Source organism: Oceanicoccus sp. KOV_DT_Chl (assembly GCF_900120175.1).
GTDB lineage: Bacteria > Pseudomonadota > Gammaproteobacteria > Pseudomonadales > Dasaniaceae > Oceanicoccus.
Map to the genome: position 1 here is coordinate 1,671,537 of NZ_FQLF01000002.1, position 16,782 is coordinate 1,688,318.

A 16,782-nucleotide genomic window follows, 5' to 3' on the forward strand; every position below is an offset into this window, starting at 1 on the left:
CTCTCAACTCTTAATTTAATTATTTATCTAACTTGGCTGTTATTATTTTAGTTTTTGGTATTCAGCCACAGTGAAACCACATCCAACATGCGATTTGCATAAGCCCATTCATTATCAAACCACACCAGCACATTGACGATATTGCCACTGACACGGGTTTGCCCTGCATCGACTATGCCAGAGCGGGGATCATGATTAAAATCACAAGAAGCCAAAGGCTCTTCGCTATAACCAAGAATGTCTATCAAATCACCCTCTGACGCCTCACGCAACGCATTATTTACAGTTTCCACGCTGACCGGGCTTGCCACTGTCACGGTTAACTCCATTGCCGATACGTTCAGCGTTGGCACTCGCAACGCTCGCGCCTGAAAGCGACCGTCCAGTTCCGGAATAATACGACCAACACCCGCAGCCAGCCCTGTTTCTACCGGAATAATAGACTGACCTGCGGCCCGGGTTTTGCGCAAATCCGTATGGTGATAAGCATCAATAACCGGCTGGTCATTCATTGCCGAGTGAATCGTGGTTATCACTCCGGACTGCACGCTAAATACTTGATGCAACACAGCAATGACCGGCGCGATACCATTACTGGTGCAAGAGGCGGCTGAAGCGATCGTTTCATCGGCCGATAAAATGTGCTCGTTGATACCACAGACAATAGGTTTAATCGGTGTGTTACCCGGCTGTGATAACAGCACCTTGCCCGCGCCACGCTGTATATGCTGCTGCAAGGTATCGATGTCATCGTAGTGGCCACTGCACTCCAGTACTGCATCAATCCGGTGCTGCGACCAATCCAGATCAGCCAGTTTGGTGCAGTGACTAACAGCAATACGATCACCATTAATGCTGAGGCCCTGCTCTACTGCCGCAATGGTGGCGGGAAAGCGGCCGTGGGTACTGTCATATTTGGTCAAATGAACAATGGTCGCCAGATCAGCGGGTTCATTAATTGCTACTACCTGCATCTGCTGGCGATATTCGGATTCATAAAGCGCACGCAACACACAGCGCCCAATGCGACCATAACCATTAATGGCTAAACGAAACACGGGGGCGCTGTCATCACTGACGGCTGACACAGTCATAGTTATCCCAGCGCGTCGACTACCGCTTCTACCACGGCCTCAACGGTAAAGCCAAAATGCTCCATTAAGTCTTTAATGGGCGCCGATTCACCAAAGGTTTCCATGCCCACAATGCGACCATCAAGGCCGACATACTTGTACCAGAAATCTTTATGGCCCGCTTCCACCGCCACTCTGGCCAACACATTACTCGGCAAAACTGACTCGCGATACGCCACATCCTGCGCATCAAATACTGATGTAGAAGGCATCGACACCACGCGAATTTTACGGCCTTGCTGTTCCAACTCGGTTTTGGCATCAATAGCTAATTGCACTTCCGAACCGGTGGCAATAATAATCGCATCGGGATCGGTGTCACAGTCGCTGAGGATATAGGCACCACGGGCGATATTGGCTAACTGCTCATTATCCCGCGGCTGGTGTGCCAGACTCTGACGCGAAAAGATCAACGCACTGGGGCCATCGGTGCGCTCTAATGCAGCTTTCCAGCTGACTGCAGATTCAACTGCATCACAGGGACGCCAGGTATCTAGCTGTGGCGTAGAACGCAATGAGGTTAATTGCTCTACCGGCTGATGGGTAGGGCCGTCTTCACCCAGGCCAATTGAATCATGGGTATAGACGAAAATGACTCGCTGACGCATCAAGGCCGCCATCCGCACCGCATTGCGGGCGTATTCCATAAACATCAAAAAGGTTGCTCCATAAGGAATGAAGCCACCATGCAAGGCCATACCATTCATCATGGCCGACATACCAAACTCGCGCACGCCGTAATAGAGGTAGTTACCGTTGGCATCATCGGCACTCACACCCTTGGAACCACTCCAGATGGTTAAGTTGGAACCCGCCAGGTCAGCGGAGCCGCCTAGCATTTCTGGCAGCAATGGACCGTAGGCATTCAGGCAATTCTGCGAAGCTTTACGCGACGCTACTGAGGCGCCGTCTTGCTGTAACTGAGCAATATAGGCATTGGCTTGCTCGGCGAAATCTTCCGGTAAGTCACCGCTTAAGCGACGGGCTAATTCCAGCGCCAATTCAGGATGCGCTTCGGCATAGGCGTCAAAGCGTGCATTCCATTCCGCTTCCAGCTTTGCGCCTTTTTCCTTGGCGCTCCAGCCACCATAAATATCGCTGGGTACAAAGAACGGTGCGTGGGACCAGCCAATGGTTTCGCGCACTAGCGCTACTTCCGCTTCGCCCAAAGCTGCACCGTGACAATCTTCCTTACCCTGCTTATTCGGTGAGCCTTTACCGATAATGGTTTTGCAACAAATCAGCGTCGGTTTGCCGGTTTCAGCCTGTGCCGCTTCGATTGCCGCAATGATGGCCTTGGCATCATGACCATCAACCGCAGGGATCACCTGCCAACCGTAGGACTCAAAACGCTTGGGCGTGTCGTCGGTAAACCAGCCTTCCACTTCACCATCAATAGAGATACCGTTGTCATCATAGAAACAAATTAGCTTGCCCAAACCCAAAGTACCCGCCAGCGAGCATGCTTCATGGGAGATACCTTCCATCAAGCAGCCATCGCCCAAAAAGGTATAGGTATAGTGGTTAACAATCTCGTGACCATCGCGGTTAAATTGCGCTGCCAACACCTTCTCTGCTACCGCCATACCCGCGGCATTTGTAATACCTTGCCCCAGCGGGCCAGTGGTGGTTTCAACACCGGGAGCGTAACCGTATTCCGGGTGACCCGGTGTTTTCGAGTGCATTTGCCGGAAGTTTTTCAATTCCTCCATCGGCAAGTCATAGCCGCTAAGGTGGAGTAGCGAGTAGATCAACATTGAGCCATGACCATTGGATAGCACAAAGCGGTCGCGGTCAGCCCAATTGGGATTAGCCGGGTTGTGGCGCAGATAATCATTCCACAGCACTTCGGCGATATCTGCCATCCCCATCGGGGCTCCAGGGTGGCCAGAATTGGCCTGTTGAACGGCGTCCATACTAAGGGCGCGGATGGCATTAGCTAACTCGCTACGAGAAGGCATCTATTTAGACTCCTGAGATAGGGTATTCATTACGGTGGTATTTGAGGGCGGCTATTTTCCCCTACCGGCGGCCCCACGGCAATTGCTGAGGGTAAAAAAACTGGCCAATACCGGCTAATTAACGTAATTGCACTCATAAATCCCGAATATCTGGCCGCCGAAAGAATTCTGCTTGCCTAAATTCGCTACCAGACTCCCAATAAGCCCTCAAAATCTATATCGAAATATTTTGATATAGATGCAAAGTGCTGATAGACTCCTCCGCCATGACTGAATTATCACCCACAAATGTGACCCCGCTGGTGGCCAACAACACCGACCCGGACGCCCTGCTTGCCTTTTGCAAAGCCAGCGCTGACCAGTTGCGGTTGGATATTTTGCGGGTACTCAATCGGGATTCCTACGGTGTGCTCGAACTGTGCAGCATCTTTGACACCAAGCAATCGGGCATGAGCCATCACCTGAAAATTCTCGCCAATGCCGGCCTGGTTAAAACCCGCCGAGAAGGCAATACTATTTTTTATCGTCGCGCCAACCGCAATAACAATTCTGAACTCACTGCCCTACAACAGGCCTTGCATCAGGTTATTGATAAGCAACCCAATTGCGAACAGCTACAAGATAAAATTGAACAGGTGCAACACAACCGCGCCGCGAACTCGGAAAACTTTTTTGCTGAAAACGCAGATAGTTTTCGGCAACAGCAAGAACAAATTGCTGCCTACGAATTGTATGGCCCTAATGCGATTGAAATGATTGGCCGTTGCTTTGGCAATCAGCGCCATCCCAAAGTGTTAGAAGTTGGACCAGGTGAAGGTGCATTCCTGGCGGAATTATCGCCACGCTTCCAACAAGTCTACGCTCTCGACAACTCACAAAAGATGTTAGACAAAGCCACCGTATTTGCTGAGCAAAGCGGCTTATCCAATATCAATTTTATTCAGGGCGATACCAAAGACCCGCAACTCGATAACCTCCATGCGGATTGCGCGGTAGTGAATATGGTTTTACATCACACCCCATCTCCTGCTGACATATTTTTCGACTTAGCAAAACTATTAAGAAAAGACGGGCAACTATTTGTTACTGATTTATGCAGCCATGATCAGGAGTGGGTGAAAGAATCCTGCGGTGATTTATGGCTGGGCTTTGCCCCGGAAGATTTAACCCAATGGGCCGCTGCCGCAGGATTTAAAACCGGTGAAAATATTTATCTGGCACAACGCAATGGCTTTCGTGTGCAGATAAGACAGTTCGTAAAAATTTAATTTAACGTTACAGCATTTTATTATCAGGAGAAGTATCCATGTCAGAGTATTCCGTATTCACATCAGAGTCAGTCTCTGAAGGCCACCCGGATAAAATGGCCGACCAGGTATCCGACGCGGTACTGGACGCGATTATTGCCCGCGACCCAATGGCCCGTGTCGCCGTAGAAACACTGGTCAAAACCGGTATGGCGATTGTTGCCGGTGAGCTCACCACGTCGTGCTATGTCGACCTGGAAGATATTATCCGCGACGTCATTATCGGCATTGGCTACAACAGCTCCGACGTTGGTTTTGATGGCGCCAGCTGTGCGGTATTAAACGCGATTGGTAAACAGTCGGTCGATATCAATATGGGCGTGGATCGCTCCAAGCCGGAAGATCAAGGCGCAGGCGATCAAGGTTTAATGTTTGGGTATGCCACCAACGAAACCGAAAGCCTGATGCCAGCAGCGGTGTATTATTCGCACCGTCTAGTCGAGCGCCAGGCGCAATTGCGTAAAGACGGCGTGCTGCCATGGTTGCGTCCCGATGCCAAATCCCAGGTCAGCTTGCGCTATGAAAATGGCAAGCCAGTAGCAATTGATGCCGTTGTATTATCCACCCAACACGATCCCGATATTTCATTAGATGATTTGCGCGAAGCCATTTTGGAAAACGTAGTGTTACCCGTTTTACCTAAAGAATGGTTGCATGAAAACACCCAGTACCACATCAACCCCACCGGCAACTTTGTCATTGGTGGCCCGGTAGGTGACTGTGGCTTGACCGGCCGTAAAATTATTGTTGATACTTATGGCGGCATGGCACGTCACGGTGGTGGTGCATTCTCGGGTAAGGATCCCTCTAAAGTGGACCGCTCTGCCGCTTATGCGGGCCGTTATGTTGCCAAGAATGTAGTAGCAGCGGGCTTGGCCGAGCGCTGTGAAATTCAGGTCTCTTACGCGATTGGCGTTGCCGAACCGACCTCTATTTCTATTAACACCTTTGGCACCGGTACCGTGTCCGATGAAAAACTAACCGCAGCGATTCGCGAAGTGTTTGACCTGCGTCCTTACGGCATTACTAAAATGCTGGATTTGCTACACCCCATGTATCAACTGACTGCGTCTTACGGTCACTTTGGTCGTGAACCATTTGAACATACCTATTCCTGGAAAGATGAAACCGGTGCTGAAAAGTCAGACACCTTTACCGCCTTTACCTGGGAAAAAACTGACAAAGTTGATGCGTTAAAAGCCGCCGTCAACGCCTAACCCCTTAGCCATTTACTTGCGTCGGGTCAGCACACTGACCCGACTTACCAAAGGACAAAAACATGACCGATTATAAAGTAGCAGACATTTCTCTCGCGGCCTGGGGCCGTAAAGAACTGGACATCGCCGAAACCGAAATGCCAGCACTGATGGCGATGCGCGCTAAATACAGCCCCAGCCAACCACTAGCGGGTGCCAAGATTTTAGGCTGTATCCACATGACCATTCAAACCGGCGTATTGATTGAAACACTGGTAGCACTGGGTGCAGAAGTGCGCTGGTCATCATGTAATATTTTCTCAACGCAGGATCACGCTGCCGCCGCTATCGCTGCTGCCGGTGTACCCGTTTATGCCTGGAAAGGTGAAACCGAAGAAGAGTATGAGTGGTGTTTGGAACAAACCATCTTAAAAGACGGTCAGCCTTGGGATGCCAATATGGTGCTCGATGACGGTGGCGATCTGACATTAATGCTACATGAAAAATACGGCCAGATGCTAGACAATATCCACGGTATCACCGAAGAAACCACCACCGGCGTTCACCGCTTACAAGAGATGTTAGAAAAAGGTACTTTGAAAGTACCGGCGATCAACGTTAACGATTCCATCACTAAATCCAAAAACGACAATAAGTATGGCTGTCGCCACTCGTTAAGCGATGCGATCAAGCGCGGTACCGATCACTTGTTATCGGGTAAAAAAGCACTGGTTATTGGTTATGGTGACGTGGGCAAAGGTTCTGCACAATCTTTGAACCAGGAAGGAATGATTGTACGGATATCGGAAATTGACCCCATTTGTGCAATGCAGGCATGTATGGACGGCTTTGAAGTCGTATCACCTTACAACAACGGCATTAACACCGGCAAAGCTGAAGATACCAATAAAGCATTGTTAGAAAATACCGATATTGTGGTAACCACCACCGGTAACTTGAACGTGTGTGACTCAGCCATTTTACAATCGCTGAAGAACGGTGCTGTGGTTTGTAACATCGGTCACTTCGATAACGAAATCGATACCGCGTTTATGCGCAAGAACTGGGAGTGGGATGAAGTTAAACCACAGGTCCATAAAGTCTATCGCGACAAAGCCACTAACGATCATTTGATTCTGTTATCAGAAGGTCGCTTGGTTAACCTGGGCAACGCTACTGGCCACCCTTCACGGATCATGGATGGTTCCTTTGCTAACCAGGTACTGGCGCAGATTCACTTGTATGGTTTGAAGTATGCAGATAAAAAAGATACTGCAATCACGTTGGAAGTATTGCCCAAACACTTGGATGAAGAAGTTGCGGCGCATATGGTCAATGGGTTTGGTGGTGTGATTACCAAACTGACGCAGGAGCAAGCTGACTACATCAATGTGGCGGTTGAAGGTCCGTTCAAAACGGATTCTTATAAGTACTAAGGCTGTTTCCCTAGCGGAGACTTAACCAAATAGCGCCTTGCTTTGCGAGGCGCAGTGTCTGGTCCATAACCAGACCTTTTGCTTAGAAGCGATGACCATGACTGACAAAAAACGCTTTAGTTTTGAATTTTTTCCGCCGAAAACTGATGTCGGTAGAGAAAAATTGAATGTCGTACGCGATGAACTTAATCAATTAAATCCTGATTTTTTCTCAGTAACCTATGGTGCTGGCGGCTCCACCCGCGACAACACTAAAGAAATTGTATTTGCCATGAAAACTGCAGGTATTGCTACCGCGCCGCACCTGTCTTTTGGCGGCGATGATGAAGCCTCTATGCTGGCACTGATTAACGAATACAAAGACGCAGGTATTGATCGTATTGTGTCACTGCGAGGCGATATTCCATCAGGCATGGGCGCCCAACGACTGGTCTATGCCGAGGAGTTAGTTCAGTTTATTCGTAAACATACTGGCGATCACTTTCATTTAGAAGTTGCCGCTTATCCGGAAATCCATCCGGACGCAGCCAGTTATGATAGTGATATCCAGTTTCTCAAGCGGAAATTTGATGCCGGTGCTAATAGTGCTATTACCCAGTACTTTTATAATGCCGACAGCTTTTTCTATTTTATCGATCAATGCCAAAAAGCGGGTATCGAAAAACCGATCTATCCAGGCATTATGCCGATCACCAATTTTCAAAACCTTGCCCGCTTCTCAAAAAATTGTGGCGCTGAAATTCCTCGATGGATGGCGCAAAAGCTTGAAGGCTATGGTGATGACACTGCAAGTATAAAGGCATTTGGTATAGAAGTAGTGACTCGCTTATGCGAGCAGCTGCTGGCCGCCGATGCTCCTGGTATTCATTTTTACACCATGAACCAGATAGAGCCTAATAAAACTATTTGGAATAATTTAGGCTTATCATCTTAGACTATTTAAGCTTAAGACGATTGTTAAAAGCCGCTTAGCTGTACTTGCTAAGCGGCTTTTTTATTTATTGAATCAGCACCGCAGTGCTACTATTGGCTCACATTCTTTTATATACAGAATACTATGCGCATACCCCGAATCTACGTGGCACAGCCATTAACTGAACATCAGACCACTGAATTAAATGAGGCTAGCAGTCACTACATTAGCAAAGTACTACGCCTTAACGAAGGTGCTCCACTGATCTTATTTAACGGCCAAGGTGGCCAGTTTGATGCGTGTATTGAGGCGGTGAGTAAAAAATGGGTCACTGTTACTGTTCAGCAGCAGCACTTACTTGAAACTGAATCCCCACTGAGCATCCATCTCGGGATAGCTATTTCGAAAGGCGATCGCATGGATTGGGTTATTCAAAAGGCTACCGAATTAGGTGTTACGGAAATAACCCCGCTACTAAGCGCGCGTGTAGAACTTAAACTTAAAGGCGAGCGTTTAGAAAAAAAGCTACAACACTGGCAAAAAATTGCTATTAGCGCCTGTGAACAATGCGGCCGCAATCGTATTCCTACTGTGCATAAATTACTGGGGATAGATCAATGGCTAACTAGCGTACAGGCTGATAAAAAACTGGTATTGCATCATCGCACAGAGCAAACTCTTAACAGTGACGATGAAGTAAATAAAACGGCCTTATTAATTGGACCAGAAGGCGGATTAAATGAAACGGAGATAAATGACGCTGAAAAAAATGGCTTCCAAGCTATGCAGCTTGGCCCAAGAGTATTGAGAACCGAAACGGCGCCACTGGTAGCGATCACGTTATTACAATCGGTATGGGCGATATTTAATTCTGGCTGTAAAAACGATGCTTAAATATGCAACAAAGTTTGCTGCTGAATAAAATCAACATTGGGAATAACTGCCTCTTCGCCGCTCACTAGCACTCTCGCTAGCTCAGCCGGGCCTATGGTTACCGACTCGTCGTTTGAAACCTCGTTGGGTAAAACCCGCATCAACCTCGGCATACCCTCGGTAACAATCGCGCAAAATGGCAAACGATCATCCACTAAACCATTTAGTACGGCAATCCGTTTACCCACACTTTGACTTTGAAATGATTCGTCGTTTAAAGACTCAAAAGACACTAATGGCACCTCTGTGTTGCGCCAGGAAAAATATCCTAGAAACCAGGCTGGACTACCTTCTTTAGCAGTAGGTTTAACAAACGGAATTATTTCGGCTACCGACACATTGGGTAACACCAGCTGCTTACCATTCATTGGGATTAATAATGTAGCCAATTCATTAGCGGCAATTGTGGATTGGACTTCTGTGCTCATGGATTGCCTCTCTATATATTTACGTAGGAATTAGGCCGGTAATGCTATATTTGCATTACTGTCGGTACTAATTTTTTTAACTAACTCAGCCGCCAATTGCTCTGGAGTCCCCTGAAAACTCACACAGCCAGTATCAATGGCGGCATTGGGCATTGCAGCACTGACACAACTTTCTGGTTCCTGTGCCCAAATTGTCGCGCCACAAGCTTTAGCTACTCGACAACCAATTTCGCCGTCGTTACAGGTACCACTAAATATAATCACACCTAATTTATCACGGTAGATCCGTGCCAAATCAGCAATAACTTGATCCAGTGCCGGTTGGTAGCTACCCGCCCAGGCCTTGCGAGTTTCGATCACTCGACCGCGAGGCAAAAATCTAAGTTGACGGTCTGCTGGCACTACAGCAACAGAACCTTGCGCCAACATCTGCTCACCACGAACCAACTGTAGAGGGTAACAATGTTGTGTACCAATTCCTTTAGCCAATACAGTATCGAAATTCGTTTCAATATGCTGCCCGTAAACCAGGGCAACCGGTAAACCTGCTGGCAAAGCCGATAAAAAAAGCTTTACTGCTTCTGGCCCACCCAGTGATGCTGCCAATACCCAAATCTGCGCAGGCAAATCTGGCGATTGCAGCTCTGCTGTAGTTGACAAACTACTGTCGTCGTTTCTTAACGCTACTACTTCCAGTTTTTCCAGTAATCGACGTCGCCATAAATCAGTAGCAGCGATATCTGTAGTCAGTGGTATATTATCGTTAAGCAATAACGGCAAATCACTTTGTTCTAGCAGTTTTTCTAAAGAGGGCTGGATATTACTTCCTTCAACATCCAACAACCAGGCATCAAAAACTGCAGCTTCATCTTTTGCTAAAAAGCCATCCAGGGCACTAAAGTCCATGGACTGGGCTAATAGATAACCGCCGTCACTAAGTACGTTTTGCAGCAGGTGACGATTAAGATCGCTATCTGTCACCAGAGCAATACGCGGCGCAGCGCTATCCGTCATTTTTTATTTCTCAGCCGCAACGCCCGTCAGTAGCTGAATTTTCTCCAACAACTCGGTTTCCTGGAACGGCTTACCCATATATTCATTCACACCTAACGAAAATGCTCTTTCGCGATGTTTTTCACCAGTACGTGACGTAATCATAATGATGGGAATATCTTGCAAGCGAGTGTTATGACGGACACGACTGGCGACTTCAAAACCATCCATACGTGGCATTTCAATATCCAACAACATGACATCAGGTATTTGTTCAATTTCCTGCAATTGCGTTACCGCATCCATACCGTCTTTGGCAGTGATAACCTCCATGCCTTGACGCTCGAGGAAGCGCGAGGTTACTTTCCGCACGGTAACTGAATCATCGACTACCATAACCAATGTAGCGCGCTCTTCTACCTGTTGCTCCTGCTGGGATGAAATCATATCTTTATGCATAAAGGATGCATCGGCACGAATCATCGCTAACAAATCCAATATAACTACCACGCTACCATCACCCAGCACGGTGGCACCGGACAAACCCTGTACCATACTGAATTGCGGGCCCAATGGTTTAACCACAATTTCTCGTGATCCCATCAAACTATCCACTTGTATTGCAATGGAATGCTCGGCACCGCGCACTAGCACAACAGGCAACGGCATTACCTGGCCTTCCAGATTTGGTTTCTCACCGCGGTGTAGTAACGCACCCATATAACGTAATAAATAAGGCTGACCCGCGTATTCGAACATGGGGGCATCAGGTTGATAATACGCCTCCAGTTCAAATGGGCTGACTCGTACAATACCTTCAATACTATTCAGTGGAATCGCGTAACGATCACCACCTACATTAACCATCAAGGCACGATTCACTGACACGGTAAATGGCAGACGTACCGTAAAGCGTGTTCCTTTGCCCAGTGTTGATTCGATATCCATCGAACCACCCAACTGTTTTATTTCACTATGGACCACGTCCATGCCCACACCCCGGCCTGAGATTTGGGTAACTTTTGCGGCGGTACTGAACCCGGACTGTAAAATAAATTGCAGTATTTCGTGGTCACTTAACTCGGCATTTGCCTCCATTAATCCACGCTCAATCGCCTTGGCTTTTACTGCCGCCAAATTAATACCGGCACCGTCATCAATCAATCTAATAACGATTTCGCCACCTTCCCTTGCTAGATCGAGGGTGACATTGCCGCGTTTATTTTTCCCGGATGCTTCTCTTTGCTCTGCTGATTCGATCCCGTGGTCAACCGCATTACGCAGCATATGCTCTAACGGTGCTACCATCCGTTCCAGTACTGAGCGATCCAGCTCACCCTCAACATTATCCAAGTGGAAATCTACGCGCTTATCCAATTCACCACTGATCTGGCGAACAATGCGGCGCAAACGCGGTACCATTCTTGAAAACGGCACCATCTGTGAACGCATCAAGCCTTCTTGTAATTCTGTATTAATCCGTGACTGTTGGACTAACAAGGTTTCCATGTCGCGAGATTTATCAGCCAGTGTGCTCTTGATATCAATCAAATCAGATGAGGATTCCAGCAGCGAACGAGAAAGCTGTTGTAGTTGTGAATAACGGTCCATTTCCAAGGGGTCAAAGCCCTCAAGACCCTCACTTTCAACCTGCTCCTGGCGATACAAAATTTGTTGCTCCGTCTCCATATCCAAACGACGGACTTGTTCCTGCAAGCGATCGACCGTGATCTGCATTTCATCCAGCGAGAATACCAACTCGGAAATTTGTTCTTCCGCTCGGCTTCGAGAAATAGACGTTTCACCTGCAAGGTTAACCAGCTCTTCCAATAACTGGGCAGATACTTTGACCACTTCCTGTGATCCTTTGCGCCCGGAATTATCGATACTGGCTGACAGCGCCTGCTCAGCCGACACCTCCCTTAACTGATGCGTCACTGATGGCAAAGTATTTGTTTCAACAGGCTTTTGCTCTACAGGAGCAATGTCATCAACAGGGGGCGGCGCCTCAGCCGCAACATCCTCTTCAAGGTCTGCATCTACCGCAGCAAAATCCAGATCATCAAGCTCAAAACTTTCATCGGTATCGTCAGCACCCAAATCCAGTGATTCAGATGCTGTTTCCGCTATGGCATCCACATCGTCTGCGGCAGGCGAGTCATCTATGTCCAGTTGTTGCTCTGGCTCTGGCTCTTCCTCAAACTCAACTTTTAATTCAGTCGTTTCATTTTCAACGCTAGGTTCGGACTCCAGCGGAGCAATCGACGCCAGGCGCTCACCAGCCTTAATAGCGGTTAGCTGGGCTAATAATTGATCCTGATACTCTTGCAAGGAATGCAGCGTATCGTCATCGACCTCGCCAGCTAAACCTTCCAGCCCCATTAACGAAGTTTCAAAATTATGGCTTAAATCGCCCATCGGAGTTATACCCGCCAGGCGCGCGCCACCTTTCAAGGTATGTAAAATACGCAGTAAATCATCCAGATGTTCACGGCTACCACGATTATCGCTCCAACCATGAATCGCTTCGTCAATGTCTTCTAATAAATCCTCAGCCTCTTCCAAAAAGATTTCGACAATCTCTTCATCGATATCATCGTCTTCAGTACTTTCCGGCGCAACTGAGGTTAGCTCCAGTTCTGGTTCTGGTTCTGGTTCTGGTTCTGGTTCTGGTTCTGGTTCTGGTTCGAGAGCTTCAGGGGAATCAACACCATTGGCAATGGCATCAGCTAAATCACTCATTGCAGCAGTAATAGTTTCATCATCCTGCGTCTCATCGGCAACTGCGGCCGGAACGACTTCATCACTCAACTCAGGAACGAATTCATTCAGCGCTTCTATTTCAACCGGCTCGGGCTCCAAGGCATCAAGGTCTATATTTTCTGTCAGGGCTTCATCAGTGACAGGTTCCAGAGTGGGTATCTGGTCGATGGAATCTTCAGGTTCAGCAATAGTGTCTAGCACTTCTTCCAGAATAGGGGCATCCAAAATAGGCGCTTCGAAGGTGATGTCCTCCTCATCATCACCGGATGACGCTACATCTTCATCAGATAATGCGGGCATACTCACAGTCGCATCCAGATCTAATTCGTAGACTTCCGCTTCAGCAAACATGGCATCGTCTTCAGCGATACCTTCGACAAAATCAATATCCTGCAACATAGCAACGTCGTTACTATCGACAACGTCTTCACTAGCGTCCGCCTCAATCGCTTCGGCTGCGAATTCAAAATCCTGCATCCGATTAAATAAATTATCATCGTAGACTGGCGTTTGATGACCTGCGATTTGATCAAGCATATCTACCAGACAATCATTGGCTTCATTCATCAGAGTAAAGAATTCAGCACTAACAGCGCTACTATCAACCTGGGCTGCCTGCCGATACAACACTTGTACCTGCTGCCCAAACTCTACCGCCGGAATAATATTGACGGACTCAGCTTGATTAATGAATCCATCCATTAACGACTCAAGTAATTCAAGCTCGCCTGGCTGCACATCACCTTGCTGCCACAGCACTAATCGCCCTGACAGTTCCGTAATCAAATCTAAACTTTCGGTTAAGAAATTATTTAATGCCTCTGGAGGAATACCCGACTCTTCACTATCCGCTTTGGCTGCTGCGGCTGTAGCCAGCCTCGCTTCAAACAGCGATAAAATTTCTTCAACAAAACTTTCCGAAGAAGGCAGCTCCTGCATTGGCGTCGTTGTCAGCTGCTCTACGCCGGCTTTAATTAATAACGAGCCTCGCTCTAATAATGCGACTAATGGTTCATCGACTTTTAATTGACTGGCCCGTAATTCTTTTATCACATGTTCCAACGGCGTCACTATCGCCACCACCGGAGTGATACCTGCCATATTGGCACTACCTTTAAGCGTGTGAAGCGCGCGCTGTAAAGCATCAGTTAATTCAGCCGGACCGGCAAGGTTGTAACAATGCGCAATAAAGTCGTCCAGTACTTGCACGTGTACGGCAGTTTCTGAAGCAAATATTTCCAGCAACTCCTCGTCCAGCTCTTCTTCTATCTGTTCAAGAATAACAGGCGGCTCGACGCTACTATTCTCAGCAACAGCCTCAGCTGATACATCAGGCTCAACATCAACCACTGCAGGTTCCACAACCCCGGCGATTTGATCAAGCGCTGGCGATTGTTCTTTGGCCAATAAATTCGCTCTGGCAATGATTGAATTCATTGCTGACTTATCAATTCCCTGGCGTTGTTCAAACGCAGAAACCATTGCCGGTACTAACGCCTTAGTTTCTTCAATTAAAGCAAAGCGAACAGCATCAATCGTCACAGATCCCTCTAATACACGATTGAGCATGTCTTCAATTGACCAAGCTAACTCGCCAATCGCCATGGCCTTCACCATTCGTCCGCTACCTTTTAAGGTATGGAAAGCACGCCTGACATTGGTCGCCGCTTCGCTGTTACTGGTATCGGCTTGCCAAAGCGGTAAAGACTCATCGATTTCGGCTAATACTTCACCGGCTTCTTCAACAAAAATTTCTACAATTTCAGGATCAAAATCTTCATCAACCTCTGCTTCCAATTCCGGCTCTAGCGCTGACTCAATAGTCTCTTCAGCGGGCGGTAGTACCTCTGTTGCTTGCGACGTTTCCTTATTGCCATTGGCTGCCTGAAAAGGAATTACTTCTGCCAGCACTGGCGCTTCAACCGGCTCTGCAGCAGACTCATCAGCAGAAATCGCTGACGACTCCATTTCCAAGGTTGGCGGTACTGCCTCACTCAAATTCCCAGCTGTTTGTTCAACCGCAACCGGATAACCTAATTCAGCAACACTTTCTTCTGCTACCGCTAATATGGTATTGCCTTCTTCTGCCGCGCCATCATCCAAACGTTCCAGATAATAATCTACCGACGTTATCGCATCGGCCAACGTATCCAGCATTTGCCACTCGGGTACCGAACGCTCTGTGAGTAATTTTTGACTAACGTATTGTTCGCAAGAATGCAGAATTCTCGCTGCTCGGGGCAGCGGTACAATATTTAAACTACCACTAATTTCAGTTAATAAATTCGGTAGATCAGTTAAACATTCATGGTTCCATTGCGTTGCCACAAATTCAATAATAGTTTCTTTTGCCTGCTCTAATGATTTACGCGATTCCCTGACAACTGACACATAAGCGCTATCCAGTTGCTGCTGTGCTTCCTCGCTATCATTAAATAATGTCCGCTCCTGTCCCTCTTCTAAAAATTCAGTGGGGTTTAATTCACTTTCAACTGCGGATATTTGAGCAGCAATATTATTAACTTGTTCATCACGGACGACATCCTGAGTAGCCAATGCCTTTGCCAAATCAGAGTAGGGAATTTGTAATTGTTTAAGGGCAACACCCATACCCAAAATTGCCATGGTGTCATTTACGCGTTTAAACAGAGGTAGCACGTTGGTTAACGTCGCACTATCATTGCCCGCTGCAAATAATGTTGATTTAATTTCTCCCAGCTCTTGCACCAAAGCTTCAATGACTGCGTGCATCACAGCACTATCTGGCGCGGCTAATGACTCATCATCAAGCTCACCATCGCCTAATAATGATACGTCCAAACTATATTCATTTCTGATCTCACTGATATAGCGGGAATTCGATTTACTGCGGGCTACGTAATAGAGCAAATTTTTGAGTAAATCTTCTGGTGGCGACTGTTGAAAAGCCGAGCTGCCTTCGTCAATAATTTTTTTAATCTGGCGATCGACCTGACGTAATAAAATTTTAACCGCGACACTGGAATCAATACTGTTATTCAACAAGCCTTCTAAAACGGCAATGCAAACTTTCCACAGCGGTTGCAGTGGCTGACCTTCAGTTAATTTTACTAGCCGCGCACAAACTTTGGCTAAATAATTTAAATTTTTACTAACATCATTGCCACGAATTAAACCCAATAATGCTACCTGAAACATTTGTCTTAATTTATTAGCAACTTCAGTCAGTTCATCAGCGGAAATCGTAACTTGGGAGGTTTCATTTTTAGCTATCGCTACGCGCATATCAGGTGCAAATAACACCGTTTCCGACAATAAGCTCTCACCACGAACGGCGCGCAAATCATTTAATACGGGTAATAATGTAGCCGGTAAGCCATGACGGGATTCTTTAACTTTTTCTAGATAGAGCGGCAATTGATTGATCGCGTTTTTCAATACCACCAAAGCATCATCTATATGGCTGCCATGGATTTTTCCCTGCGTCAGCGCGTGTGCCAATCCTTCCATTTCTTCAGCTAGCAAAGCTGCGCCAAAAAACTCCACCATTTGCAAAGTACCGTGCACCTGGTGAATGTGTGTTAGACAAAACCGTAATTTGGTACTGTCATCACGATTGGCAATGTACTCATCTAACGCTTGAGCGGCTTGCTTGAGGGTTTCCTCAATTTCTCCCGCCACCCACTCTAGCGCAATAAAATCCTGGCGCTCACTCATAGGATTGCAACCTTTTGTTGTTA

Annotated in this window: 10 protein-coding genes; 5 read left to right on the plus strand and 5 right to left on the minus strand. The window is 47.3% G+C overall.

All coding sequences use genetic code 11. The annotated features are described in order from the left end of the window. Nucleotides 1–47 precede the first annotated feature (47 nt). Complete coding sequence (locus UNITIG_RS11615; RefSeq protein ID WP_200821277.1) at nucleotides 48–1,094, minus strand: type I glyceraldehyde-3-phosphate dehydrogenase; 1,047 nt, start codon at nucleotides 1,092–1,094, stop codon at nucleotides 48–50. Between the two features lie 2 nt (nucleotides 1,095–1,096). Further along, nucleotides 1,097–3,094 carry a transketolase gene (gene tkt / locus UNITIG_RS11620; protein WP_101758530.1) on the minus strand — a complete coding sequence of 666 codons (1,998 nt, stop codon included), beginning with the start codon at nucleotides 3,092–3,094 and terminating at the stop codon, nucleotides 1,097–1,099. A gap of 266 nt (nucleotides 3,095–3,360) precedes the next feature. On the opposite strand from tkt, the gene UNITIG_RS11625 reads away from it, so the two are divergent. The 5 genes from UNITIG_RS11625 to UNITIG_RS11645 all read left to right on the plus strand — a co-directional run bounded on the left by UNITIG_RS11625 (nucleotide 3,361) and on the right by UNITIG_RS11645 (nucleotide 8,840). Beyond that, nucleotides 3,361–4,362, plus strand: a complete 1,002-nt coding sequence (locus tag UNITIG_RS11625; protein WP_101758531.1) for a metalloregulator ArsR/SmtB family transcription factor — start codon at nucleotides 3,361–3,363, stop codon at nucleotides 4,360–4,362. Between the two features lie 38 nt (nucleotides 4,363–4,400). Continuing rightward, nucleotides 4,401–5,618, plus strand: a complete 1,218-nt coding sequence (gene metK / locus UNITIG_RS11630) for a methionine adenosyltransferase (protein ID WP_101758532.1) — start codon at nucleotides 4,401–4,403, stop codon at nucleotides 5,616–5,618. 62 nt (nucleotides 5,619–5,680) lie between these two features. Further along, the gene (ahcY, locus tag UNITIG_RS11635) at nucleotides 5,681–7,033 is read left to right on the plus strand and encodes an adenosylhomocysteinase (protein ID WP_101758533.1); all 1,353 of its coding nucleotides are present in this window, start codon (nucleotides 5,681–5,683) and stop codon (nucleotides 7,031–7,033) included. A 97-nt stretch (nucleotides 7,034–7,130) separates the two neighbouring features. Beyond that, nucleotides 7,131–7,967 carry a methylenetetrahydrofolate reductase [NAD(P)H] gene (metF, locus tag UNITIG_RS11640; protein WP_101758534.1) on the plus strand — a complete coding sequence of 279 codons (837 nt, stop codon included), beginning with the start codon at nucleotides 7,131–7,133 and terminating at the stop codon, nucleotides 7,965–7,967. A gap of 123 nt (nucleotides 7,968–8,090) precedes the next feature. Then, on the plus strand, nucleotides 8,091–8,840 hold the full coding sequence (locus tag UNITIG_RS11645) for a 16S rRNA (uracil(1498)-N(3))-methyltransferase (RefSeq protein ID WP_101758535.1): 750 nt from the start codon (nucleotides 8,091–8,093) through the stop codon (nucleotides 8,838–8,840). Here UNITIG_RS11645 and UNITIG_RS11650 read toward each other — a convergent pair. From UNITIG_RS11650 to UNITIG_RS11660, 3 genes are read right to left on the minus strand one after another with little or no spacing between them, the layout of a single operon-like run. After that, nucleotides 8,837–9,307: a chemotaxis protein CheW gene (locus UNITIG_RS11650; RefSeq protein ID WP_101758536.1), complete on the minus strand. Its 471-nt coding sequence runs from the start codon at nucleotides 9,305–9,307 to the stop codon at nucleotides 8,837–8,839. The genes UNITIG_RS11645 and UNITIG_RS11650 overlap by 4 nt on opposite strands. A gap of 30 nt (nucleotides 9,308–9,337) precedes the next feature. Beyond that, nucleotides 9,338–10,321: a chemotaxis protein CheB gene (locus tag UNITIG_RS11655; protein ID WP_101758537.1), complete on the minus strand. Its 984-nt coding sequence runs from the start codon at nucleotides 10,319–10,321 to the stop codon at nucleotides 9,338–9,340. A gap of 3 nt (nucleotides 10,322–10,324) precedes the next feature. Further along, nucleotides 10,325–16,759, minus strand: coding sequence for an Hpt domain-containing protein (locus UNITIG_RS11660; RefSeq protein WP_101758538.1), 6,435 nt, complete (start codon nucleotides 16,757–16,759; stop codon nucleotides 10,325–10,327). Nucleotides 16,760–16,782 lie beyond the last annotated feature (23 nt).

Excerpts from the sequence above, each read along its gene's own strand:
- UNITIG_RS11615 (WP_200821277.1), bottom strand. The coding sequence starts at position 1,094 with ATGACTGTGTCAGCCGTCAGTGATGACAGCGCCCCCGTGTTTCGTTTA.
- tkt (WP_101758530.1), bottom strand. The coding sequence starts at position 3,094 with ATGCCTTCTCGTAGCGAGTTAGCTAATGCCATCCGCGCCCTTAGTATG.
- UNITIG_RS11625 (WP_101758531.1), top strand. The coding sequence starts at position 3,361 with ATGACTGAATTATCACCCACAAATGTGACCCCGCTGGTGGCCAACAAC.
- metK (WP_101758532.1), top strand. The coding sequence starts at position 4,401 with ATGTCAGAGTATTCCGTATTCACATCAGAGTCAGTCTCTGAAGGCCAC.
- ahcY (WP_101758533.1), top strand. The coding sequence starts at position 5,681 with ATGACCGATTATAAAGTAGCAGACATTTCTCTCGCGGCCTGGGGCCGT.
- metF (WP_101758534.1), top strand. The coding sequence starts at position 7,131 with ATGACTGACAAAAAACGCTTTAGTTTTGAATTTTTTCCGCCGAAAACT.
- UNITIG_RS11645 (WP_101758535.1), top strand. The coding sequence starts at position 8,091 with ATGCGCATACCCCGAATCTACGTGGCACAGCCATTAACTGAACATCAG.
- UNITIG_RS11650 (WP_101758536.1), bottom strand. The coding sequence starts at position 9,307 with ATGAGCACAGAAGTCCAATCCACAATTGCCGCTAATGAATTGGCTACA.
- UNITIG_RS11655 (WP_101758537.1), bottom strand. The coding sequence starts at position 10,321 with ATGACGGATAGCGCTGCGCCGCGTATTGCTCTGGTGACAGATAGCGAT.
- UNITIG_RS11660 (WP_101758538.1), bottom strand. The coding sequence starts at position 16,759 with ATGAGTGAGCGCCAGGATTTTATTGCGCTAGAGTGGGTGGCGGGAGAA.